The organism is Globicatella sanguinis, assembly GCF_002847845.2.
Lineage (GTDB): Bacteria > Bacillota > Bacilli > Lactobacillales > Aerococcaceae > Globicatella > Globicatella sanguinis.
This window is the reverse complement of record NZ_CP126962.1, coordinates 2,434,398-2,459,712: the sequence shown is the minus strand read 5'-3', so window position 1 is coordinate 2,459,712 and position 25,315 is coordinate 2,434,398. Positions and strand designations below refer to the sequence as shown.

Annotated in this window: 19 protein-coding genes and 1 pseudogene; 8 read left to right on the top strand and 12 right to left on the bottom strand. The window is 36.2% G+C overall.

All coding sequences use genetic code 11. The features are described from left to right. Window positions 1–54 precede the first annotated feature (54 nt). Window positions 55–1,542 (top strand): DUF1846 domain-containing protein, encoded by a 1,488-nt coding sequence (locus CYJ72_RS10845; protein WP_284629829.1) that lies wholly within the window; start codon window positions 55–57, stop codon window positions 1,540–1,542. Window positions 1,543–1,958: 416 nt separating this feature from the next. On the opposite strand, the gene CYJ72_RS10840 is transcribed toward CYJ72_RS10845, so the two are convergent. From CYJ72_RS10840 to CYJ72_RS10830, 3 genes are all read right to left on the bottom strand, one after another. Then, on the bottom strand, window positions 1,959–4,319 hold the full coding sequence (locus CYJ72_RS10840; protein ID WP_284629828.1) for an endonuclease MutS2: 2,361 nt from the start codon (window positions 4,317–4,319) through the stop codon (window positions 1,959–1,961). A 240-nt stretch (window positions 4,320–4,559) separates the two neighbouring features. Next, window positions 4,560–5,111 carry a CvpA family protein gene (locus CYJ72_RS10835; RefSeq protein WP_284629827.1) on the bottom strand — a complete coding sequence of 184 codons (552 nt, stop codon included), beginning with the start codon at window positions 5,109–5,111 and terminating at the stop codon, window positions 4,560–4,562. Between the two features lie 21 nt (window positions 5,112–5,132). Next, a complete protein-coding gene (locus tag CYJ72_RS10830) occupies window positions 5,133–5,432 on the bottom strand; it encodes a cell division protein ZapA (protein WP_284629826.1) in 300 nt (99 codons plus the stop codon). A gap of 158 nt (window positions 5,433–5,590) precedes the next feature. On the opposite strand from CYJ72_RS10830, the gene rnhC reads away from it, so the two are divergent. Both rnhC and CYJ72_RS10820 read left to right on the top strand, forming a co-directional pair. Beyond that, window positions 5,591–6,508: a ribonuclease HIII gene (rnhC, locus tag CYJ72_RS10825; protein ID WP_284629825.1), complete on the top strand. Its 918-nt coding sequence runs from the start codon at window positions 5,591–5,593 to the stop codon at window positions 6,506–6,508. A gap of 326 nt (window positions 6,509–6,834) precedes the next feature. Then, window positions 6,835–7,293, top strand: a complete 459-nt coding sequence (locus CYJ72_RS10820) for a helix-turn-helix domain-containing protein (RefSeq protein WP_284629824.1) — start codon at window positions 6,835–6,837, stop codon at window positions 7,291–7,293. 336 nt (window positions 7,294–7,629) lie between these two features. On the opposite strand, the gene CYJ72_RS10815 is transcribed toward CYJ72_RS10820, so the two are convergent. Continuing rightward, the gene (locus CYJ72_RS10815; RefSeq protein ID WP_284629705.1) at window positions 7,630–8,592 is read right to left on the bottom strand and encodes an IS30 family transposase; all 963 of its coding nucleotides are present in this window, start codon (window positions 8,590–8,592) and stop codon (window positions 7,630–7,632) included. 85 nt (window positions 8,593–8,677) lie between these two features. Between CYJ72_RS10815 and CYJ72_RS11700 the strand changes: the two are divergent. Both CYJ72_RS11700 and CYJ72_RS10810 read left to right on the top strand, forming a co-directional pair. Further along, window positions 8,678–8,767, top strand: a pseudogene (locus tag CYJ72_RS11700) (tetratricopeptide repeat protein); the annotation flags it as partial. An 87-nt stretch (window positions 8,768–8,854) separates the two neighbouring features. After that, window positions 8,855–9,112: a hypothetical protein gene (locus CYJ72_RS10810; RefSeq protein WP_284629823.1), complete on the top strand. Its 258-nt coding sequence runs from the start codon at window positions 8,855–8,857 to the stop codon at window positions 9,110–9,112. A gap of 288 nt (window positions 9,113–9,400) precedes the next feature. On the opposite strand, the gene CYJ72_RS10805 is transcribed toward CYJ72_RS10810, so the two are convergent. Continuing rightward, complete coding sequence (locus tag CYJ72_RS10805) at window positions 9,401–10,639, bottom strand: peptidase U32 family protein (RefSeq protein ID WP_101813333.1); 1,239 nt, start codon at window positions 10,637–10,639, stop codon at window positions 9,401–9,403. A 10-nt stretch (window positions 10,640–10,649) separates the two neighbouring features. Beyond that, the gene (locus CYJ72_RS10800; RefSeq protein ID WP_284629822.1) at window positions 10,650–11,570 is read right to left on the bottom strand and encodes a peptidase U32 family protein; all 921 of its coding nucleotides are present in this window, start codon (window positions 11,568–11,570) and stop codon (window positions 10,650–10,652) included. A gap of 172 nt (window positions 11,571–11,742) precedes the next feature. Between CYJ72_RS10800 and CYJ72_RS10795 the strand changes: the two genes are divergently transcribed. Further along, window positions 11,743–12,705 carry an IS30 family transposase gene (locus CYJ72_RS10795; RefSeq protein WP_101975427.1) on the top strand — a complete coding sequence of 321 codons (963 nt, stop codon included), beginning with the start codon at window positions 11,743–11,745 and terminating at the stop codon, window positions 12,703–12,705. 441 nt (window positions 12,706–13,146) lie between these two features. Here the strand turns inward: CYJ72_RS10795 and ald are convergent, their stop codons facing one another. Next, on the bottom strand, window positions 13,147–14,259 hold the full coding sequence (gene ald, locus CYJ72_RS10790; protein ID WP_071408662.1) for an alanine dehydrogenase: 1,113 nt from the start codon (window positions 14,257–14,259) through the stop codon (window positions 13,147–13,149). 320 nt (window positions 14,260–14,579) lie between these two features. Next, window positions 14,580–16,298, bottom strand: a complete 1,719-nt coding sequence (locus CYJ72_RS10785; RefSeq protein ID WP_284629821.1) for a M3 family oligoendopeptidase — start codon at window positions 16,296–16,298, stop codon at window positions 14,580–14,582. Between the two features lie 136 nt (window positions 16,299–16,434). On the opposite strand from CYJ72_RS10785, the gene uvrC reads away from it, so the two are divergent. Both uvrC and CYJ72_RS10775 read left to right on the top strand, forming a co-directional pair. Next, complete coding sequence (gene uvrC, locus CYJ72_RS10780) at window positions 16,435–18,426, top strand: excinuclease ABC subunit UvrC (protein WP_284629820.1); 1,992 nt, start codon at window positions 16,435–16,437, stop codon at window positions 18,424–18,426. A 532-nt stretch (window positions 18,427–18,958) separates the two neighbouring features. After that, window positions 18,959–19,999: a threonine aldolase family protein gene (locus CYJ72_RS10775; RefSeq protein ID WP_284629819.1), complete on the top strand. Its 1,041-nt coding sequence runs from the start codon at window positions 18,959–18,961 to the stop codon at window positions 19,997–19,999. 284 nt (window positions 20,000–20,283) lie between these two features. Here CYJ72_RS10775 and CYJ72_RS10770 read toward each other — a convergent pair whose 3' ends face one another. From CYJ72_RS10770 to CYJ72_RS10755, 4 genes are all read right to left on the bottom strand, one after another. After that, on the bottom strand, window positions 20,284–21,021 hold the full coding sequence (locus CYJ72_RS10770) for an amino acid ABC transporter ATP-binding protein (RefSeq protein ID WP_066126686.1): 738 nt from the start codon (window positions 21,019–21,021) through the stop codon (window positions 20,284–20,286). A gap of 3 nt (window positions 21,022–21,024) precedes the next feature. Further along, the gene (locus tag CYJ72_RS10765; protein WP_284629818.1) at window positions 21,025–22,602 is read right to left on the bottom strand and encodes an ABC transporter substrate-binding protein/permease; all 1,578 of its coding nucleotides are present in this window, start codon (window positions 22,600–22,602) and stop codon (window positions 21,025–21,027) included. Between the two features lie 98 nt (window positions 22,603–22,700). Continuing rightward, window positions 22,701–23,687 carry an aromatic acid exporter family protein gene (locus tag CYJ72_RS10760; RefSeq protein WP_284629817.1) on the bottom strand — a complete coding sequence of 329 codons (987 nt, stop codon included), beginning with the start codon at window positions 23,685–23,687 and terminating at the stop codon, window positions 22,701–22,703. Between the two features lie 185 nt (window positions 23,688–23,872). Continuing rightward, window positions 23,873–25,213 carry an MATE family efflux transporter gene (locus tag CYJ72_RS10755; protein WP_284629816.1) on the bottom strand — a complete coding sequence of 447 codons (1,341 nt, stop codon included), beginning with the start codon at window positions 25,211–25,213 and terminating at the stop codon, window positions 23,873–23,875. Window positions 25,214–25,315: the final 102 nt, after the last annotated feature.

The window sequence follows — 25,315 nt, the reverse complement described above, 5'->3', positions numbered from 1 at the left end:
TTAGATTAATTTTGGTACAATGGTTAAATGAGTTATAGCGAGAGGAATGATAATATGAAAATTGGATTTGATAGTGAAAAGTATCTTGATGAACAAAGTCAATACATTATGGAACGTGTTAATCATTATGATAAATTATACCTCGAGTTTGGTGGAAAATTAATCGGGGATTATCATGCATCTAGAGTTTTACCTGGTTTCGATCCAGACGGTAAAATTAAGCTATTATACCGTTTACGTGAACAAGCTGAAATTATCATTTGTATTTATGCCGGAGACATTGAAAGTAACAAAGTTCGTGGCGATTATGGCATTACCTATGACCAAGATTTATTAAAATTAATTGATGATTTACGTCATTGGGATTTAAGTGTTAACAGTGTTGTCATTACTCGCTTTACTGGCCAATCACCTGCACAACAATTAAAAACTAAGTTAGAACGTCGCGGTATAAAAGTTTACACACATGGGCATACTCAAGGTTATCCTATGGATATTGATACTATTGTTTCAGAAGAAGGCTATGGTCAAAATGAATTCATCAAAACCACTAAACCTTTAGTAGTTGTAACTGCCCCCGGAGCAAATAGTGGTAAATTAGCTACTTGCTTAAATCAACTTTATCACGAAGTGCAACATGGTCATTCAGCTGGCTATGCCAAGTTCGAAACTTTCCCTGTGTGGAACTTACCTCTCGACCATCCAGTAAATATCGCTTATGAGGCCGCTACGGTTGACTTAGAAGATGTCAATATGATCGACACCTTCCACCTACAGCATTATGGCGAAACAACGGTCAATTACAACCGAGATATTGAGGCTTTCCCATTGTTAAGAAGAATTTTAACGCGTATTAATGGCGGTGCCGAAATTGAATACCACTCCCCTACGGACATGGGCGTAAACCGAGTAGGGTTTGCGATTACTGACCAAAAGGTCGTGGAAGAAGCCGCTAAGCAAGAAATTATTCGACGTTATTTTGAATCACAAACCGCTTATAAAAAAGGAACTGCTACCCTCGCAACTGCTCAAAGAAGTAAATTAATTATGGACGAAATGGCATTGACAACTGATGATCGTCCAGTCGTTGCGGCCTCACTGCAAAAAGCGGAAAAAGAAGGCGTTCCGGTTGTAGCCATTGAATTACCAAATCAGACCATTATAACCGGTAAAAGCAGTGAAATGATGACGGCTTCGGCTGCGTGTGTCCTCAATGCGATTAAAGCTTTAGCCAATATCAGTGATGATTTACATTTATTAACACCAATGATTTTAAAAGCGATTGACGATTTAAATAGTACATATTTAAAACGCCGTAATCATGTTTTAAATACCCACGAAATTCTAATTGCATTAAGTATTTCAGCCGTTACCAACCCCACTGCTGACTTGGCTTTAAAACAACTCGATAAATTAAAAACATTACAAGCTCATAGTACGGTCATTCCAGCAAAATCTGATGAAGAATCTTATCGTAACTTAGGAATTATGATGACCAGTGAATCTGAATTTGCTAGCGATTATTTATTTTACGAAGGATAATCAAGAAATTTGTCTAGCATCAATATCTTACTCAAGTTAGTTACCCTATTTTTCTAACCTGAACTTTCTTACTTAGAATAATCACCTAATTCCATCACAAATTTTTGTGCTTTGACGTGAATTCGAACGAGGTTCTGTCTCAATCAACATACCATATAATTATTGCGGTGTTATTAATGACCCGAATACTAATCGTTTAAACTTAGTCATTGAAAAGAACTTAATTTAATCGTACTAAACTAAGTAAATAATCCAATAAAATAAACGAGCAAACTCTTTATTGCTGAGAGGTTGCTCGCTTTTTATTCTAAAATTGATGTGCGTCAGCGAAAAATAGTACCTAATGAGAAATAGCGCTCAAAATTGATCGATAAGCTATTTTATTAATATTGAGTGATAATTATGACTTCGCTTAATTATTTAAAGTATACCACGGTTGAACCATTGCCGCCAGCATTCGGCGCTGAATATTCAAAATGATCGACTTGTGGATGGCGTTTTAAAGCTTCACGAACCCCTTGTCTGAGGGCTCCTGTGCCTTTTCCATGAATGATGGTCACCATTGGGTGATGCGATAATAAGGCACTATCTAAATATTGACTTAAGCGATGTAAGGCATTTTCATAGCGTTCACCACGTAAATCTAAGGTGGTTTGTACTTTCGGACCTGCACTACGTTGAACGTTCACTTTTACTTTCGATTCCACTTTATCCAATGGTTCTAATTCATCAGCTTTTACTTTCATCTTCAAGATACCCATTTGGACAATATACTCTTCGGCGCCTGTCTGTTCAACAATGGTACCTCGTTGTCCATAAGAAATGACTTCGACATCATCGCCTTCATGAAATTGGCGTTGACGTTTCGCACGACGAAGTACTTTATTTTTCTTAAGGTTTTCTGGCATTTTCAAATCATCAAAGGCATTTTTCTTATCTATTAAGACATGTTCCTTAATATTATCACGACTACCTTGTTCTAATTGTAACTCACGAATTTCTTGAAGCATTTTTTCCGCTTGATTTTTAGCGTCTTCTACTTTTTCATTCGCTTCTTGTTTAGCTTTTTCAACGATTTGATTTTTTTGCTCTAGCCAACGATTATATTCTGTTCGTAAGTCTTTATGAAGTTGTTCAGCTAAAGCAAGTTGTTCTAAAGCTTCTTCATGAGCTAATTCAGCTTCGCGACGCTCCCGTTCTAAATTCGCTACCATTTCATTGACGGACTGAGTTTCAGTGTCAATGCCTCCACGTGCTTCTTCTAAAATATCCGCTCGTAGTCCTAAACGTTGAGAAATATCAAAAGCATTACTACGTCCTGGCACACCAATTAATAGACGATAAGTTGGCGATAATGTCGTGACATCAAATTCCATACTGGCATTGATAGTTTTTGGCGTATCGTGTGCATATAATTTGAGTTCAGGATAGTGTGTAGTCGCCATGACCGTCGCGTCGACTTTACGGAAATAATTCAAAATCGCCATTGCCAAAGCGGCCCCTTCTTGCGGATCAGTACCTGAACCTAATTCGTCAAATAGTACTAGCGATTGATAAGTCGCTTGTTCTAGAATACGGACCGTATTGGTCATGTGACTCGAGAACGTCGATAAACTTTGCTCGATCGACTGCTCATCTCCAATGTCTGCAAAAATATCGTCAAAGACACCAACTTGACTTCCTCGATCAGCTGGAATATGCAATCCCGTTTGCGCCATCATTTGTAGTAAACCCAGCGTTTTTAAGAGAATGGTTTTCCCACCGGTATTAGGTCCCGTAATAATCAAAGCACGATACTCTTCGCCGATAATGATATCATTGGCTACAATATCTTTAGCATCTATTAAGGGGTGACGCGCTTGCCACAACGCTACATGATTGTCCACTGAAAATTTCGGCTTTACTGCCTCGAATGCACGAGCATGTTCTGCTCTTGCTTGAATAAAGTCTAATTCACTAACCATTAATTGATTATGTTTTAAAGATTCATAATGCGGCATCAATTCGACTGATATTTCCATCAAAATTCGTTCAATTTCTTTACGTTCAGCCACTAATAATTCAGCCCGTTTTTGATTTAAAACCATTACCGCTTGTGGTTCGATATAGAGCGTTTGCCCCGTACTACTTTGATCATGAATACGACCACCAAATTGATTACGGTATTCTGCTTTAACCGGTAAAACATACACATCATTACGCATGGTCACTAATGTATCGGATAGCTGACTCGCTTTTGATTTGACTAATTGATTTAATTGATTACGGATTTGTTCTTCTGTTTGTGTTTGTTGACGGCGAATTGAAGCTAGCTCGGTGGAAGCAGTTGACAATACACTCCCCTCTTCAGTAATTGATTGTTCAATTAACTTTTCAATTTGAGGCAAATGAACACATTGGTCGACCCACTTTGATAAAGCCGGATAAACTTGATCATCCTCAGCCAATTCATCAAAAAAAGTAATTAATTGTTTAATCGTTTTTAACAGACGACCTACTTGTGCAATCTCCAATGCATTTAAACTGGCTTCTAATTTTAAACGTCTTAAAGCCGGTGCTAAATTATTTAAACGAGGTATCGGCATGACTTTACGTTGTGTTAAAATACCTAATGCTTGCTCAGTTTCTAATTGCCATTCTTCAAGCTGATCTAAGTCAGCACTAATCCGCATGGCTTGTACTTTTTCTTTTCCTAATTCTGTTTGAATATATTGTTGTACTTGTGCTTGTACTTTAGCAAATTCTAATGTTTCATAAATTTTTGTATTGGAACTCATCGGACACTCTCCTTCAAAAAGACAATAAAGGAGTGGGCAAGAAGTTGAAAATCGATTGATTTTCGCTTCGTCTGACCACTCACCACTACGCTATAAAATAATCAGCTGGAACCAAATAGAATTTTTAAGTCGATGACCAGCCTCTTTCAGACGCAGTTTGAAACCACTTATCACTGCGCTATAAAATAAACAGATGAACTAAATAGAATTTTTAAAGTTTTGTCCAGCCTTATCATTTGTTTATCCAAAAGGATTAACCGTTAACCACGTTTCTGCCGCCCATTTTGATAGAAAAGGCGTATCAGCAACAATGCGATAAGCGAGTGGATTATCAACAAACTGTTGTTGAATAAACTCAATTGGAATTAACGATAAAATAAATAAAAAGATATAAATCATGACAAAAGTAATCAGTAGATTGATTAAGCCACCACCAATATAATTAACAATACTTAAAACATTATAATAAGTAATTCTAGTGAAAAACACGGCTAAAAACTTCGTCAATAACCAACCGATTAATCCAATAACGACGAAAGTAACAGCGCGGTAAAATGCTTGGTCTACTAAGAAGCTTTGTGCTTCATCATAAAATATCAAATTAGTATTTTGCTGAACGGATGGAAATGGAATAATCATCTCGACATATTGAGATAAGGGTTCAAAATATTTGGTAGCTAAGATAAAAGTAATAACATAACCTAATAATTGCACCAATTGCATTACTAAACCACGTCTAAATCCGGTATAAAAACTATAGGCTAAGATAATTAAAATTATTAAAGTTAACATCAGACAGCCTCCTCTTTAAAATTATTTTCGATATGGAATATTAGCATTTAATTTAGATGATGCTGGAGCCGCTTTTAACTGTTCAAGCTCTGCTTCTAATTCCATAATTCTAGCTTCCTTCACGAGTTGATCACTGACAGCATTGACTGCCATTAAAATACTGTGATCCATAATAGATAACTGAGGGGCTAGTTCAGATAATTGACTTAATTGAGTATTCACCAATTCAACTACTGCCTCCATGTGTTCGTTTGAACGTTCACCAACAATTGTATAAGGTCGCCCAGCAATCGTCACATTAAAACGACGTTTCTCGCTCACAATCTTCTTCCCTTCTGCTATAGTAGTATTTTATATACACTACATTTTATCAGAAAATAGCGTTTATTGCACGTTTTCTAAGAAGTTTCATATTTAATTCAATCTTTACTAACCCTATGATATAATAAAAGAGCATTTATAAATAAGGAGGGATTCGCTTGTCTAGTCAAACACTCGTATTAAGTCCTGAAAAAATTAAGGAAATGTCCACACATTATCAACATTATATGCAGTCTCCAGTTCCTTATAGTATTTTCCGTGCCAAAAAAAACGGCATTGTTATTACCGCGTATCAAAGTGGTAAAGTTCTTTTTCAAGGTCATGGTGCCGAAAATGAAGCAGCTATTTGGGGAACTGCCAGTCAAAAAACAACATCGTCAAAAACCGTTGCCTCTACTCATTTACCTCATGATTTTGCTGATTGGACGATCATTGGGAGTGATGAAGTAGGAAATGGCAGTTATTTTGGTGCTTTAACCGTTTGTGCCGTCTATTTACCGAAAGAAAAGCAGCCGTTAATGAAAGAACTAGGCGTTAAAGATTCAAAATTATTGACGGATAAACAAATTATTGAGTTGGCTTGGCAAATTAAAGAATGTGTGCCTTATCATTTAACCATCTGTTCTCCTGAGAAATACAATGAAGCCAATCAAACACGTAATGCCAATGCCATCAAAGTCTCCTTACATAATTTTACTATACAAAAATTAATAGCCAAGCTATCAGATGATGAAAAAAATCAATTACAAGGTATTTTAATTGATGAATTCACTAGCGAAAAAAATTATTATCAATATTTAAAAAAGGAAGCAAATCCATATAAAGGTAAAATTTATTTTGAAAAAAAAGGCGAGAGTCATCACTTAGCAGTTGCTTGTGCTTCTATTATTGCACGGGCTGCCTTTCTAGAATCGCTAACCAAATTAGGTAAACCTTACAACACCGTCCTACCATCCGGTGCCGGTTTAAATGTTGATCAAATTGGAAGACGCCTAGTAAAACAATTTGGTCCTAAAATATTAGATAAAACTGCTAAATTGCATTTTGCTAATACCCAGAAGATTTTAGGTAAATAAAACCAATCTATGCCGTTTATTATGATGATATTCCCTGACTTGCCTACTCACCTTCCCAATAGTCATTAATAAAGTGCAAAAAACGCTAGTTGTATAGTACTTTCTACGAATTTTGTATCAGCCAAAACAAGACTCACTAGAAATGAATAAATTTCTAGGAAGTCTCGTTTTTTTGTTTCATCTCATTATGACCTATTAAAAGCCTAATCTCTTGCTATTTAAAGCGTTTTTTCGATATAATTCAGTTGACATTACTAGATGGAGGAACATCAAAATGGATATTAATTATGCGGAAAAAATAAAAAAACTACGTCTCCAAAAAAAATATGACACAAAAAGATCTCGCGAAAGATATTTGCAGTCAAGGACTGATTTCCAAAATCGAAAAAAATGAAGTTGATTCTGATATTAAAATTTTACATAAAATTGCGCAAAAACTCGATGTAACGGTTGGCTATTTGATTGGTGAAGTGGATGATGTTGGCCAAAATATTACTTCTGCTATTCCAAAATTTCAACAAAAAATAAATACCTTTATTGAAGAAAATCGATATTTAGCTCTCGAACATTTCTTTAATGAAGTGGTGAATGATGCGAGCTTTTCTCCAATCAGTTCAACTTATAAACTATGGATTGAATCCATCATCTTAGCGAATAATTATAATCTTATTGAGGATGCAATTGCAAACTGTGAACAGGCGATTAGTATATTAGAAAATAAAAATCGACCAGAACTAGGTGACCTTGAACTTCATATTAATTTTTTGATTGTCAAATTAAGCTAGAATTTTTACCTAACACATAATACGTTGGCTTTTGGTCTAATTGATAATTTAAATGTTTGTTCGAAAGTTCAAGTATAAATTAGCTACTGACTTTAAGTTTTTCACATAGTTAAATTTGTGGCAGGTGTAGTGAGTCAGATTGATGCATTAAATCGTTAGAGCTTTACTTGGATGCTCCGGTATGATACTCGCGGATAGCGAGTTGGGGAAAGGATTTGGGTAGGAGACCCAAAAAGCATCCCCAAATCATCATGCCGGGCTAGGCACCAAGTCAAGCTCTAACAATCAGGTGCCGTACGTAATGGATTCACTGCCTTAACAAACACATTGTGTGCATTAGAAAGCATCTAGCCATCCAAGTTCCTTACAACAATCGATAAAAACTTCAATTGGCGTTCGATAACCTAATGATTTTCGTGGAATTTCATTGCGGAAATGGGCTGTTTGGCTGAGTGTTTTCTGCGATATATCAGTAAAATCCATCCCCTTAGATAACCCATCTCTTCGAAGAAGTCCATTAGAGTGTTCATTTAAACCTCGCTGTGACGGACAACCGGGATCAGCAAAGTAAATATTGATGTCATTGACATTTGAAATGGCTTGCCAATCAGAAAATTCTTTTCCACAATCAAACGTAATGGATTTAAATATATTTCTCGGTAAATAAGCAAACCAGTTATCACAAGCGATTCGCACATCACTTGCTTTGCGACTGTTAATTTTTATCGGGATGATGAGTTTACTGATTCTTTCGACCAGTGTTAGGACTGCACTCTTATGGTCTTTTCCGACAATAGTGTCACCTTCTAGATGTCCAAATTCTTTCTCATATTGTGGATTTTCTTTTTGACGATCTTCGATGGTGCGTCTAAAGTGTTGTTTACCTCTTTTTTCCTGATACCCATTAGGTTTTCTCTTACCTTTCATCGGTAAAGTTGAGGGATCAAAGAGTTCCGAGTCTTTAAAACGACGATAAAGTGTTCGAGCTGTACATCCTAATGGGAGTTCATTCCGACCAATGATGACGTCAGGAGACCACCCCTGGTCCACTTTTTTCTTAATATATGTGATTTGTTTAGTGTTAAAGACCTTCTTTTTGGCACCACAGCGTGATTTATTCTCTTTATATTGATCGTAGTATTCCTGAATATTACCACTATTTTTAAGAAAATTAACGACGTTATAAATGGTTTGGATGGCCCGATTTAATTTTTTAGCGATATCCGTTACTTTTTTACCGCTATCGTAATAATTTTCTATCCAAATCAATTCTTTCATGGTAAGATGTGTATAAGCCATTTGTGTGTACTCCTTCCTTAGCATGTGATTTTATGTTTAGGATACCATACAAATGGCCTATTTATTTTTCTAGCTTAATTTTACTATCCAAGATTTATTAAATTCGGTTGCTGATTATTATTTTTCGTTAGAAAACTATAATGAAGCGATTGAATATTTTGAAAAAGCACTAAAATTAGTTGAAAATAAAACAATTTTTTTACACTATCAGATTAAAATTTTATTTGGACTTGCACGTTCAAACTCCTATCTATTAAAGATTATGGAATCCAATTTTTATGCAGAAAATGCGGTTCATCTATCTGCTCAAACAAAAGATTTACAAAGCATCGATTCATTATATTTATTATTGGCTGATAATGCAATTATTGCAGATGATTTTACTAAAGCAGCAGAATTTTGTAATAAAGCACAGTTAATTGCAGAGATTAAAGAAAATAACTTCTTAATGCCTTACATTAACCGTACTTATGCTAAACTTCAACTAAAAATTAAAGACCAACAAAAAGATAATAAGTAGAAAAATAACAATAGCATATCAATTTGAGGCGAATGATAGAGTTGATGCGACTGATTATAAAGTAAATCACAAAAAGTTCCTATAAAGGGTCCGACTTCATCAAATTGCAAAGGATCAGTTAATCGTACTACAGTGTATTTTTTATTTAAACGCAAAAAATCTCCCCGAAAGTAGTTTACTGAGCTGAGCTGCCCCCCAAAAGTTAGATTTTTGGTCTAACTTTTGGGGGGCAGCTCAACTTTTAAGTAACTACTAGGGGGGTTTTTTGTCGCTAAACAAGTTTAGCGATTATTTACGTTTACGAATCATATCAAATTTTTCAACTGGTTGGTTGACTTTCATTTTACAAATCATCATAGCATGAGGGGCCACTTCTATCGCATTATCTTCTTCATCCCATAATTCCGTTAAATGTTGTTCAAAATGACGCATACCAGGTCCGTAAAACTCAATATCATCACCAACTTTAAAATTATTGCGTTGTTGAATCGTTGCAATTTGAGTGACTGGATCATAGTCTAGCACTTGACCAATAAAACCATATTGAGGGATTTTACGACGTTTACCAAATAATTGTTCATTTTCTGAAGGAGTACTGTAGTAAAATCCAGTGGCTAATTCACGTTGAGCCGCTTTCCATAATTCATCAACCCATTCTTGTTTTAATTCATAATGATCAGGATCTGCACAATAAGCATCAACAGCCGCACGATAAACATTTGCGACAGTCGATACATAATGAATGGATTTCATGCGTCCTTCAATTTTTAAACTATCAACGCCTGCTTCACATAAATCCGGAATATGCTCAATCATCGCTAAATCGACCGAACTCATAGAGAATTTTTCTTCAATACCTTCTTCACCAGCACCCACCATCTGACGGTCACCATTAATGGCGATATCAAATAAGCCATATTTCCAACGACAAGACTGACAACAGCCACCACGGTTGGCATCACGGTTTTCCATATGATTCGAAAGAACACAACGACCAGAATAAGAAATACACATTGCCCCATGTATAAAAGCCTCAATTTCTACATCGACACGTTCTTTCATTTCATTAATTTCTTCCATGGAAACTTCTCGCGCAAGGACCACTCGTTCTAATCCTTCGTCTTTCCAAAAATTTAAATTTTGATAATTAGCAGCTGAAGCTTGAGTGGATAAATGAATTGGTAAACCAGGCGCTGCATCCACACAAATTTGCATTAGAGCGGTATCAGATACAATCACTGCATCAATCCCAATATCTCTTAGATGACGGAAAAATTCATCGGCTCCCTGCTCATCCCCCTCATGAGTAACCATATTGGCTGTAACGTAAACTTTCGCTCCGCGTTTATGAGCAAATTGCACCGCTTCTGACATCTCATCAAAATCAAAGTTCCCCGCACGACTGCGTAAACCAAATTGCTCTCCACCAATAAAAACTGCATCCGCTCCATAATGAATTGCTGTTTTTAACTTTTCTAAAGTACCAGCTGGTGCTAACACTTCAGGTTTTTTAGTAATAGTTCGCATCTTATTCCTCCTACTTCACAAATCCAGGTTCATATAAGAAGAATCCTGTATCAAGACCACGATTAGCTGGATGTAAAGTTCGCACATCTTCTTCTAGTTTTTGAGCGGCTATTGCATCAAATGTCCCAGCTTCAATTTGATCACGCGCATCAACAAATAATTTCGCAATTTTGACAAAATTAGTTCCTGGCGAGAAAATACCTTCTAATTTGAATTGAGCGACGCCCATATCGACTAAGTCTTGTAAATGTTTCGCTAACAATACATCATTATTGGCAAAAATATGTGTACCATTGCTATCTTGATAGATAGAATAATGACTTTCTGGTTTACGTGGTTCGGATAAGAATAAGCCTCGATCACGTGTCACTGATTCATTTTTGCCGATATAATTATAATAATTTTGCAGTAGTGGACGTTTAGATTGATGAATACAAGTCGCACCATAAACTAAAAATTCCACCGGCACCAACGATTCACGCGCTAATATTTCTAAAGAATCACGCGGTACTTCACGAGCTATTACCGCACCGACCGCTCCTCTTTTAGCCCAGAAATTGATGGATTTACTACTTGTCACTATCACTTGCGCATCATAACGATAAGGTATAAATAAATCAGGATTTTTCATAATTTGAACGACTCCTGGGTCTCCCACCGTTATCGTATCCACATTGATTGATTTTAAAAATTGTAAATATTCAGGAACTTTTTCAATTCCATCATTATGGAAGATTGCATTCACCGCAATACTAACTTTTTTACCTTTCTGATGAGCTAAAGCCACTAACGATCGTTGCTCTTCACGAGTAAAGGAGTAAGGTAATCTCAATCCGAATTGGTCCTCACCAAAATAGAGAATATCTACCCCTGCATTTAATAGGTTTTCAGCTTGTTGGAGTGACTCAACTGTTGCAATCAGTTCAACCATTTCCTTGCCTCCTCTTATAAAAAATACTAATACCTTTCTATTCTATCATAAACCGTTCTGATGATAAATATTTTTTATAACTTGGATAGTAAAATTAAGCTAGAAAAATAAATAGGCCATTTGTATGGTATCCTAAACATAAAATCACATGCTAAGGAAGGAGTACATACAAATGGCTTATACACATCTTACCATGAAAGAATTGATTTGGATAGAAAATTATTACGATAGCGGTAAAAAAGTAACGGATATCGCTAAAAAATTAAATCGGGCCATCCAAACCATTTATAACGTCGTTAATTTTCTTAAAAATAGTGGTAATATTCAGGAATACTACGATCAATATAAAGAGAATAAATCACGCTGTGGTGCCAAAAAGAAGGTCTTTAACACTAAACAAATCACATATATTAAGAAAAAAGTGGACCAGGGGTGGTCTCCTGACGTCATCATTGGTCGGAATGAACTCCCATTAGGATGTACAGCTCGAACACTTTATCGTCGTTTTAAAGACTCGGAACTCTTTGATCCCTCAACTTTACCGATGAAAGGTAAGAGAAAACCTAATGGGTATCAGGAAAAAAGAGGTAAACAACACTTTAGACGCACCATCGAAGATCGTCAAAAAGAAAATCCACAATATGAGAAAGAATTTGGACATCTAGAAGGTGACACTATTGTCGGAAAAGACCATAAGAGTGCAGTCCTAACACTGGTCGAAAGAATCAGTAAACTCATCATCCCGATAAAAATTAACAGTCGCAAAGCAAGTGATGTGCGAATCGCTTGTGATAACTGGTTTGCTTATTTACCGAGAAATTTATTTAAATCCATTACGTTTGATTGTGGAAAAGAATTTTCTGATTGGCAAGCCATTTCAAATGTCAATGACATCAATATTTACTTTGCTGATCCCGGTTGTCCGTCACAACGCGGCTTAAATGAACACTCTAATGGACTACTTCGAAGAGATGGGTTATCTAAGGGGATGGATTTTACCGATATATCGCAGGAAATACTCAGCCAAACAGCTCATTTCCGCAATGAAATTCCACGAAAATCATTAGGTTATCGAACGCCAATTGAAGTTTTTATCGATTGTTGTAAGGAACTTGGATGGATAGATGCTTTCTAATGCACACAATGTGTTTGTTAAGACAGTGAATCCATTGCGTAAGGCACCTGATTGTTAGAGCTTGACTTGGTGCCTAGCCCGGCATGATGATTTGGGGATGCTTTTTGGGTCTTCTACCCAAACCCTTTCCCCAACTCGCTATTCGCGAGTATCATACCGGAGCATCCAAGTCAAGCTCTAACGATTTAATGCATCAATCTGACTCACTACACTTGCCACAAATCTGACGTTGTGGAAACCTTAAAGTCAGTGGCTAATTTATACTTGAACTTTCGAACAACCATTTTAATTATCAATTAGAAAAAAAGCAAACGTATTATGTGTTAGGTAAAAATTCTAGCTTAATTTGACAATCAAAATAATATTTTGGATGCAAAAAAGCAAGAAGTCGAAACATAAGTGTTTCATACTTCTCGCTCACTGCTTTAAGATAAAAGCTCTCTATTTAATTATTTCTAAAATATTTGTAAATTCTCTATCTTGTGAGTCTGCGACTGCTTTAGATGTTAATTTACCACGGTAAGTATTGATACCGGTCATGATGGTTTCATTTTTAAGAGATGCTTCTTCAATTCCACTACCAGCAATTTGTTTCGTATAGCGTAAGGTTGCATTCGTTAATGCGATGGTTGATGTTCTTGGAACAGCCCCTGGAATATTCGCAACAGCATAATGAATCACACCATGTTTTACATAGGTTGGATCTTTATGTGTGGTTGCATGGCTCGTTGTTTCAAAGTTACCACCTTGGTCAACGGCGATATCAATTAAGACAGAACCTTCACGCATTTGTTTAATTGTTTCTTCTTTTACTAATACTGGTGCACGACGACCAGCAATTAGAACAGAGCCAATTACAACATCTGAGTCCACAACTGCTCGATGAATATTAGCTTCATTTGACATTAATGTTTGCACACCATGGCCTAAAATTTGTTCTAATTCTGCTAAACGTTGTGGGTTCACATCTAAAATCGTTACATTCGCGCCTAAACCATAAGCTAATTGGGCACTGTTTAAACCAACAACTCCCCCACCAATGATTGTAACATTCGCACGACGAACGCCTGGAACACCACCTAGTAAAATACCAGGTCCACCGTTATTTTTCTCAAGGAAATTAGCCCCAATTTGTACAGCCATACGTCCAGCTACTTCTGACATTGGCATTAATAAAGGTAATGTGCCTTCATGAGCCATTGTTTCATAAGCAACCGCAATAACGCCTTTATCTAATAACGCTTGTGTTAATTCTAACTCTGGTGCTAAATGTAAATAAGCAAATAAAATTAAACCTTCATAGAAATAATCAAATTCTTCTTTAAGAGGCTCTTTTACCTTAATCACCATTTCAGCTTTCCATACTTCTGCAGCAGTCGCTTTAATTTCCGCTCCTGCTTTTGTATATTCCTCATCTGAAAAGCCAGATCCCTCTCCGGCATTGGTTTCGACTAAGACTTGATGTCCAGCATTCACTAATTCACTAACGTTCGCTGGCGTTAAACCAACTCGGTCTTCACTTGCCTTCAATTCTCTTGGTAATCCTATAATCATAAGTTAAATTCCTCCTCATATATCCTTAATATAACATAAAAAGGACGAAGGTAAAAATAATATGGTTTAAATTTCGAATAAAATCGGTGTGTTTTACCAAAAAACCTTAATAATCAGTATGAAATTAACATATAATTAGCTTAACATCCGTCGCCCCTATGTCTATTTAATGGATTATTTTGCTTAAAAATTTGGCTGTTAACCACAAATTTTAACCACTGTTGTCAACTTTTTCTGCAAAGAATTCATTTAACTGGTCTACTATTGTATAATAAGAATATTTTGTAAGTAGCTGGAAAGCAATAAGGTGCTAAGCACAATTATTGATCATCTGATGGCGTTACTAAGTCCGCTTCCGCAATATTCTCTAAAAAACGGTCCGCTTCCTTAACAATCCCACTTAAGCTTCCCGCTTCAAATGGTGACAATAAGTTGGCGCTATTCACAATTTGTTTGAAGCTTTGAGTACCACCGATTCGACAAATCGCTAAATAATCATCCCACGCTTTAGGATCTTGATCCACTTGACTTCGTTTCCAAAATTGTAAAGCACATACTTGCGCCAGTGTATAATCAATATAATAGAATGGCGAATTAAAGATATGGCCTTGACGGAACCAGAAGCCACCTTCTTCTAATAGTTCAATGCCATCATAGTCTTTCCAAGGATTGTACATTTTTTCCAGTTTTCTCCAAGTGGCACGTCTTTGTGCAGGTGTCATTTCTGGATGCTCATATACTTCATGTTGATAATGATCGACTAATACACCATATGGTAGAAATGATAAAGTGCCAAACAAATGACTATATTTGTATTTCAAGGTTTGTTCTTCAAAGAATAGTTCCATCCAAGGATAGGCAAGAAATTCCATACTCATCGAATGAATCTCACACGACTCATAAGTCGGCCATACCACTTCTGGCGTCTCAATCCAACGAGAAGAATAGACTTGAAAAGCATGTCCCGCTTCGTGCGTTAAAACATCCACGTCGCCTGAAGTACCATTAAAGTTAGAAAAAATAAACGGAGAGTCAAAATCTGGAATATAAGTACAATAACCACCACTTTGTTTACCAGGTTTAGTGACTAAATCTAATAATTCTTTTTCCACCATAAAGTCAATGAATTCACCGGTTTCTGGTGACAATTCATGGTACATTTTGACACCATTGGCTAAAATTTCCTCCGGTGTCCCTTTAGGCTTAGCATTACCGTCTTCAAACTCAAAACCTAAGTCATAGGATTTCAACGCATCTAACCCTAATCGTTGTTGTTGACGTTGATACAATTTTGATACTAAGGGTACTACATGTTTTAAAACTTCTTGACGATAGATTTCAACATCTTTACGATTGTAATCCAAGCGATTCATACGCAAATAGCCCAATTCAACAAAATCATTAAATCCTAATGCCTTCGCAATCGCATCACGTGTTTTCACTAATTCATCATATAAGCGATCAAATTCATCACGATTTTTTTCAAAGAATTCACTCACTAAAACAGTTGCTTCACGACGTTCTTGGCGATTTGTTGATTGTGTAAAGGGACTCATACCAGATAAATTATAAGTTTGACCTTTATATTCAATCTCAGCTGAAGCAATTAATTTAGAATATTCTGTTGATAATTTATTCTCTTGTTGTAATAAAGGAATCACTTTCACATCGAATGTTTTTAAACTATTTTCAGCTAATTGGAAAAATGTTGCGGGTACTTTCTCTTTTAAATCAGCTAAAAATTTTGATTCAAAAATCGCACGATAAAAATCATTAACCCATTCACTAATTACGGGCATATTTTCATCCCAAAAACTAGTTTCTGCTTCATAAAACTCATCACGTGTATCAATGGAATTACGAATGAGAGCTAAGTTATATTGGGTATCAATCGTGTTTTGAATTTTTTGAATCCCACGCACGGCCTCATACGCCGCTTCAGCTGTCTCACTGTCTTTTAAAGCAGTAACAAGTTGCATAAACTCTGTTTTTACTTGGTCCAAATTAGGACGCTCATATGGATAGTCATTAAATTTCATTGTATCCCTCTCTTCTTAAGATAATAGTACAATTATAGCATATTCTAGTGAAAATCGGGTAAGATTTAAACAATCAATTAGCGCTTTAAAGGGGGATAGAGTATAATAGATAAGTGCAAGAAAGGAGTTGACGATCTTGAGTGAACAAGAATTAAGTGCGAAAGAAATTCGTGATCGCATTGAACAAAAGTTAACTTTACTGCCTGACCTGCCTGGTTGTTATCTAATGAAAGATAAAAATGACCAAATCATCTATGTCGGGAAAGCTAAAAACTTAAAAAATCGAGTTCGTTCTTATTTTAGAGGCGCTCATGATACGAAAACAACTAAATTAGTAGCCGATATTCACCACTTTGAAACCATCGTCACTAATAGTAATAAAGAAGCGCTACTACTTGAAATCAATCTGATTCAAAAGTATCAACCTATTTATAATATTAAATTGAAAGAAGGGACGATGTATCCCTATCTCAAAATTACCAATGAGCGTCACCCGCAATTAATTCTAACCAATATTGTAGGTAAAGATGGTGCTACTTATTTTGGTCCATTTCCTAATGTGGGAGCGGCCACAAGCACTCAACAACTTTTACACAAAGTTTATCCCTTACGTCGCTGTGGTAAAAATGAAAAACGAGCTTGCTTCTATTATCATTTAGGACAATGTATTGGCCCTTGTGATCATGAAGTGTCCAGAGAAGAATACGCAGCCCAAATCAATAAAATTAAACAGTTTTTTAATGGCAATGTGAATGATATTAAACAAGACTTAAAAGTTAAAATGGCTGAAGCAGCTGAAAAATTAGAATTTGAAGTGGCAGCAGATTACCGCGATCAATTAAAATATATTGAGACCACGATTGAACGTCAAACAGTGATGAGTCAAGATTATGATAATATGGATGTCTTTGGCTATACCTTAGATAAGGGATGGTTATCAGTACAAGTTTTTATGTTAAGACAAGGTTCTATTTTAAAACGAGAAGCCGCTATTTTTCCAAGCTACGCTGATCCTGAAGAAGAAGTGACGACCTTCATCGCTCGCTTTTACAAAGAACAGTCTCAAATGAAACCACGTGCAGTATTAGTTCCGAGTGATATTGACAAAGAATTACTTGAAGAAGTATTAGAACTGCCCGTATCGACGCCATTGAGAGGTAAAAAACGTAGCATGTTAGAGTTATGTGAGAAAAACAGTAAAATTGCCTTAGATGAAAAATTCCGCTTAATTGAAATGCGAGAATTAAAAACCACCAAAGCGGTTGAAGATTTAGCTCAATTATTAAAAATTCCACAAGCTTATAAAATCGAAGCCTTTGACCATTCAAACATTTTAGGCACCAATGCGGTAAGTGGTATGGTTGTCTATACCGATGGTAAACCCGATCGCAAACAATATCGCAAATACAAGATTAAAACCGTTGAAGGTAGTAATGAATTTGCTTCGACACAAGAAGTCATTCGCCGCCGTTACACCAGACTCTTAAAAGAAAATGCTCCCCTACCCGATTTAGTGTTAATGGATGGAGGCAAAATTCAAATTAGGGCTGCCCGTGATGTCATTGAAAACGAACTGGGTCTAGCGATTCCTGTTGCCGGTATGGTCAAAGATGATCATCATAAAACAGCAGCGATAATGGATGGCTACACGGAAGAAGTATTGGATGTTGATCCTAGAAGTCAAGTGTTTCATTTTATTCAACGCGTTCAAGAAGAAGTTCACCGCTATGCCATTAGTTATCATCGACAAGTTCGTAGTAAAAGCCAAATCGCTTCTCAACTACAAGAAATTGAAGGTGTCGGTCCTGCGACCCGCACTAAACTTTTAAAACATTTTAAATCATTAGATAAAGTGAAACTGGCGAGTGTAGAAGAAATTCGTTCATTAGGGATTCCTAATAAAACAGCCGAACGTATTGTCTTAACATTAAATCCAGATGAAGCTAATGAAGCTGTTACAGTTAACGAAGCGATTGAAGCTGCTACAGTCAACGAAGTGATTAAAACTAAAGAAGCGATTGAAGCTGCTACAGTCAACGAAGTGATTGAAACTAAAGAAGCGATTGAAGCTGCTACAGTCAACGAAGTGATTGAAACTAAAGGAGCGAACGATAAGGCGACTAAGTAAAGGTCTTAAAATTGGGAGTGGACCAGAAGTAGAAAATCGATTGATTTTCGCTTCGTCGGCCTACCCCCGCACAGTTGAGTAGGCCTCAAACAAGTCATGAAGACGCAGTTTGAGGCCACTCAACCACTGCGCTATTAATTAACAAGCAATCACTTGCTTGATTTTATCAAATTGTTGCCGAACCTCATTAAGACGCAGTTTGAGGCCACTCAACCATTGCGCTTTTAGTTACCGAGCAATAAGTTGATTGAAATGAACAAGTTGAGAACCAATCTCATTAAAACGCAGTTTGAGGCCACTCTACCACTGCGCTTTTCATTAGATAAGTATGACTGAACAGAGTTCAAAAGTTTAGGCCCAGCCTCAATTAATTATCTGGAAACTCAGATTAAATAACATTTTGGCGATGACGAAATTGTAAATTTGCAATTACGAAAGTAATGAAAATAGAAATAAATGATAAAGAGAAAAACTAGTATTTAACAAAAATACTTGATATAATGACACCAAATTTAAGGAATGAGGGATATAATTGTTATATTTTCAAAGTGATTATATATTAGGAGCACATCCAACAGTATTAGAGGCATTAGTCAAAACTAATCTCGAACCATTAGCTGGATATGGGACAGATCCCTACACTGAATCAGCTAGCCAGAAAATTAAACAAGCCTGTCAATTAGAAGATGCGGAAGTTTATTTATTAACTGGTGGGACACAAACCAATAAAATTGTGATTGATACCATGTTAATGCCATATGAGGGTGTGATTGCCGCTGATACCGGCCATATTGCCGTGCATGAAGCCGGAGCCATTGAACATTCTGGACATAAAGTCTTAACTGTCCCTCACTATGAAGGTAAATTAAACGCGAAAGACGTTCGCCAATTAATTGAGTTTTTCTATGCCGATGGTAATCAAGAACACATGGTTTATCCTGGAATGCTGTACATTTCACATCCTACGGAATACGGAACTTTATATTCAAAAGCAGAATTAGAAGAACTTTCGGCTCTTTGTAAAGAATTTGACATTCCACTATTTGTCGATGGGGCTCGCTTGGCTTATGGTTTAGCTTCAAATGAGACCGACGTTGACTTGGCTACTCTAGCAAAATTAGTCGATGTCTTTTATATCGGTGGTACCAAAGTCGGCGCTTTAGCCGGTGAAGCCGTTGTTTTCACAAAAAATAATATGCCAAAACGTTTTAATACTCGCGTTAAACAATTTGGTGCAATGCTTGCTAAAGGTCGTTTGCTAAGTGTTCAATTTGATGCACTCTTCACGGATGATTTATACTTAAAATTAGGAGAACATGCTATCGATATGGCGGAGCAATTAAAAGTCATTTTACGAGAAAAAAATTATCCATTTTACTTAGCTTCCCCAACTAATCAACAATTCGTTGTTGTTACTAAAGATCATTATGAAAAAATTGCTGAAATTGTAACGACTGGTTTTTGGGAAACCCTTGATGAAAATCATATCGTCATTCGATTTGCGACTAGTTGGTCAACGACTCAACAGGATGTTGATCAATTAAATGAACTTTTACCTCATTACGAACTGTAATACAAAATAAATAATACTGTCCTATTTGTTCAACAGCTTTATAAGCTAATTGTATCATCATAGGACAGTATTTTTTATTCCAACAAATAGCGATGAATATTTAAGAAAAGGTTAACCTTCATTCTCAAAACCTAAAAAAAACCGATAGTTCTTGGGAGGAGAACTGTCGGTAAATGTTGTGTATATCTCAAGTGACAATTAATTGTTATGGGAGAGAGATGAGGATGTCACTTGATATTGTTAATATAGCCCCTCAACCTAAAATATAGTTAAAACTTCTGAACTTAATGACGTAAATATCTCTCTAAAAATTGTTTTGTTCTTTCCTCTTTTGGATTGGTGAATAATTCTTCTGGATGAGCGACTTCGGCAATCACGCCAGAATCCATAAAGACGACTCGGTCACTCACTTCACGAGCGAATTCCATCTCATGGGTGACGATAATCATCGTTAAGCCAGTATGAGCTAATTCTTGCATCACACGCAAAACTTCGCCTACCATCTCGGGGTCTAATGCCGATGTCGGTTCATCAAACAATAAGACATCCGGTTGCATCGTTAATGCTCTAGCAATCGCTACCCTTTGTTTTTGTCCACCAGACAATTGACTTGGACGCGCATTGATAAAACTATCCATCCCTACTTGTTTTAAAAACTCTTTGGCACGTTTTTCTACCTCAGCAGGATGCTCCTTTAATACTTTTAAAGGTCCTACCGTACAGTTTTCTAATACATTTAAGTTATTAAATAAGTTAAATGATTGAAAGACCATTCCAAAATGCGTACGATACGCGTTCACATCATATTTAGGTCCTAAAACATTTTCATCACGATAAATGATTTCGCCACCACTTGGTTCTTCCAATAAATTTAAGCAGCGTAATAAAGTCGACTTGCCAGAACCAGATGAACCAATGATGGTCACTACTTCCCCTTTTTCAACTTCAAAATGGATGTCTTTTAAGACTTCACGTTCACCAAAGGATTTACTTAAATGATTCACTTTTAAAATTGCTGTCATTTGCTATTCTCCTTTTAATGTTTTTACTTGCTCTTGATTACCACCAACTAAGACAAACTCTTTTGGTCCATCCATTTTATTTTCAATCGCACGCAAGATGGCCGTGATGGTGACTGTTAAGACAAAATAAATAATGGCCGTAATGACGAATGTTTCGAAATATCGGAAACTATTACCAGCAATGGTACTTGAAGTGAAATACAATTCATTGACTGAAATAACGTTCAAGACTGACGTATCCTTGACGTTAATCACAAATTCATTCCCTACTGATGGTAAAATATTACGAATAACTTGTGGCATGACGACTTCCTTCATCGTTTGCCAATGGCTCATCCCAATCGCTCGCGCGGCTTCAAATTGTCCTTTATCTATCGACAAAATACCACCTCGCACGACTTCGGAAATATAAGCCCCCGTATTGATTGAAACAATAAAGAAGGCAGCGCTAAGTGGTGTTAAATTCCAATTCCATAAAATAGATGTTCCGTAATAGACAACCATCGCTTGCACAATCATTGGTGTTCCACGGAAAATACTTATATAAGCATTTAAGAACCAATTAGCAAATTTTAATAAACCATTTTGTAGTTTAGTTTTAGCTTTAGGAATCGTACGCACAATCCCGACTAACAATCCAATTAATAAACCTATAATAGTACCTGTTAAAGAAATAACCAACGTATTTATGGTACCACGTAAGTATGCTGGCCAGTTTGCTTTAAAGATATTCCAAACATTACCAAAGAAGTCAGATTCACCAGTAGATGGTTGTTCTTTAATCGCTTGGTTCATAATTTCTGCACGTTCTTCTGTGGAGATATCAGCTAAGACTTCATTCACTTGTGTTAATAATTCTTCCCGACCCTTTTTAACCCCAATACCAATTTGCACATCTTCTGCAGAAACTTCAAATGAAGGATCTGGCACCACATAGGTAAATTGAGAAATAGCATCAGTGGCCGAAATAGCCTCAGGTATTTCAGATACATAGGCATCAATTTTTCCAGATTGTAAAGCTACCCGCATCGCAGAGAAACTCTTCATTGCTTGATCAACCGTTGCATTCGGAATTTGACTTAATAAATCATAATGCAAAGTCCCTAATTGACCTGTCACCACAGCCCCACCAAAATCGTCGATTGATTTTGCTTGTGCATAAGGTGAATCCTTCTTGGTTACCATTGCGAATTGCACATCATAATAGGAGTCTGAGAAATCAATCACTTCTTTACGATCAGGTGTAGGAGACATCCCAGCAATAATCAAATCAATTTTTTCAGATTGAATCGCTGGTAATAAACCTTCCCATTCAGTTTTAACGATAATGATTTCACAGTCTAATGCTTCACCAATTTTACGTGCGATTTGCACATCATAACCATTGGCATAATCTTGGGAATCCTGAATACGAACCGCATCATTACTATTATTTGATTGGGTCCAGTTATATGGTGGATACCCTGCTTCCATACCTACTAATAAGGGTGGATTGGTGGAAGTAGTGGTTTCTTCCTGTCCACAAGCGACTAAAAATATCGATATAATTAACAATAGAATCGCTCTAAATTTTTTTAACATCTTTCTACCTCTTCTCTATTTACCTAAAGAATTATAACAAGCTTACTCTAAATAATCAATTTAATATTAAGCCTTCTTAACAAAAAACTTATTAAATTTTAATCTGGCGTTGAATTTATCGCTATATTATCTTGATTCATTTGATAAAACTCATATTTAACTTCTAAGAAACGGCTAAATTCAATTAAGAAGGCATAAATCATCGCTCGTGCCTCAAATTCCGCTCTTGATTGAGGTAATTGTGATTGACGAGAATAACGATATAAATCAGCCACGCCTTCAATTAACTCTATTACCGTATTTTGCTCATCATAATGTTCCGCGGTTATCGCCAGTAAATGTGATAATTTAAACCCTTGGTCAACTGCTAAAGGAATATTGGGCAACATCTCAATTAATCCACGTAAAATATCTAATTGCGTTTTACGCATTGTTAAATAATCAATGTGATAACTATTTTTTTGGAAAATTTGATTATTATATTCAAGTAAAGCTACTTGTTGGGCTAGTTCCAAATAAACTTCTAATTCTTTACTTCTTCTTTGAATGGCTGTAACGTCACATTGAACCATCTTTAAACTGACTGCCATTCCTTTAATAATTTCCTTCATTTCATTATCAACATTGAGTTTCATTTGATTTAACTTCGTCATCTGAGACGGCATCCATACATTCAGTAATAATGACATCCCAGTGCCAATGATCATTAACAACCCGCCATTAATCATCCATTCAATCCCCACACTTTTAGCAACAATAAAATGTGTCACTAACACCGATACCGGTGCAATCCCTGCTTGAAAACCAAAGGTGTAACAAATGGGAATAAAAAAGAGTAAATATAGACCAAATACCCAGACACTATAGCCCAAAAAACTAAATAATACCCACGCAATTGCGAAAGCTATCATCGTTGCTGAAAGTCGCGAAATCGCAATCTTCAATGTATCAGTTCGTGTATCTAATAAACTCAGTATCGCAATAATACCAGCAGCATAACTATTTTCCAATTGTAACCATTGGGCAAGAATAACGGCAAAAATCGTTGCTACGACAATCTTTAACGTACGTTCCCCTAATTTCATATTTTCGACTCCTCAAAAAAACAGATAATCCTAGTATAACAAATTTTCATGATTACTTTTGGTTTTTTATTAAAATATATTAAATAATTACGAAAACCTCCATCATTGGCTAAAATCTGACGGAGGTTACGTTTCTTTATATATTTAGATAGAATTGTCTCGGATAATTAAGCAAAACGATAGCATTAGATGGCTTTCATTAAATCGAGATGATCTTTACGTTTTAAGTAAGTGTACATCAAAGGAACAGCTGAACCAATCCAAGCTAGTGGGCTAGATAATGCTAAACCAGTAAAACCTATTAAATCTCCTAATATAAAGGCAGCAGCGACACGCATTATTAACTCCATAAAGCCAGCAAATGTCGGAATTCTACTATCTCCCAATCCTTGTAAAGTATAGCGGTAAATAAACAGTAAACTTAAGACCCAATATAAAGGACCATTAACTTTAAAGTAAGTATCACCATAAGCGATTATTTGTGATAAATCATCACCTTTAACAAAGAACGCAACAAAATCTTTTCCGAACACAAACAATACTGCTCCTAAAATAATCGCCACGATGACAGATAATATCGCTACTGAGCGCACACCATCACGAATCCGATCAAATTTTTTCGCACCAAAGTTTTGACCGACATAAGTAGCCATCGAAACGCCAAATGACATTAAAATTAAGATTACGACTTGGTCAATCTTACCCGCTGCCGCAAAACTTGCTACTGCCTCAGCACCTAATATATTTAAGGCCATTGAAACAGCAATCGTTCCTAAAGCGATAATTGATGACTGAAAGGCCATTGGTAAAGCAATTTGAATATGATACCATAATTCTTCCTTCTTAATCCCAACATTGACTCTTAAACGCAAGATGGGCATGCTTCGTTGAATAGCCCATAAACATAATAATACCGATACGAATTGAGAGGTTACCGTCGCAATCGCGGTTCCTCCTACCCCTAAACCAAAATAGATGATAAAGACATAGTCCAGAATAATATTAATAATCGCCGCAACAATTAAAAAGTATAAAGGCGTGCGACTATTTCCTAAGGAACGCATCATATTATTTAGCATATTGTAGAAGACAGTAATAATCATAAAGCCAAATACAATCACTAAATAATCATAAGTATGTTCAATAATATTACTAGGTGAATTCATAAATTCCAATAAGGGTCTTAAAATAACTAAACTGATGATCGTTAAAACTGCTGATACCAAGACCGACAGCACCCAATTCAAGAACACACTGCGTTGCAATTTATGATAGTCTCTAGCACCATACGCTTGCGCAACCGGAATAGACAACCCCGCTGCAAACCCTTGGGTAAATCCTAAAATAAGAAATGACACACTACCCGCTGCTCCTATTCCAGCCAGTGCTTCAACTCCCATAGTTCGACCAACAATAAAAGTATCGGCCATATTATATAATAACTGAAAGACATTCCCAATAATTAATGGAATAGAAAATAAAATAACTTTTGAAAGTGGATTGCCACTGGTCATATCATTTTTCATTTGTTTACCCCTTTCTCTTTTCAACTCTGTGTAGTATACCGATGTTTTAATTTAATTACAATGGAATATTGCAAATTGTTTCAAGGAAAATTTTGTATTTTC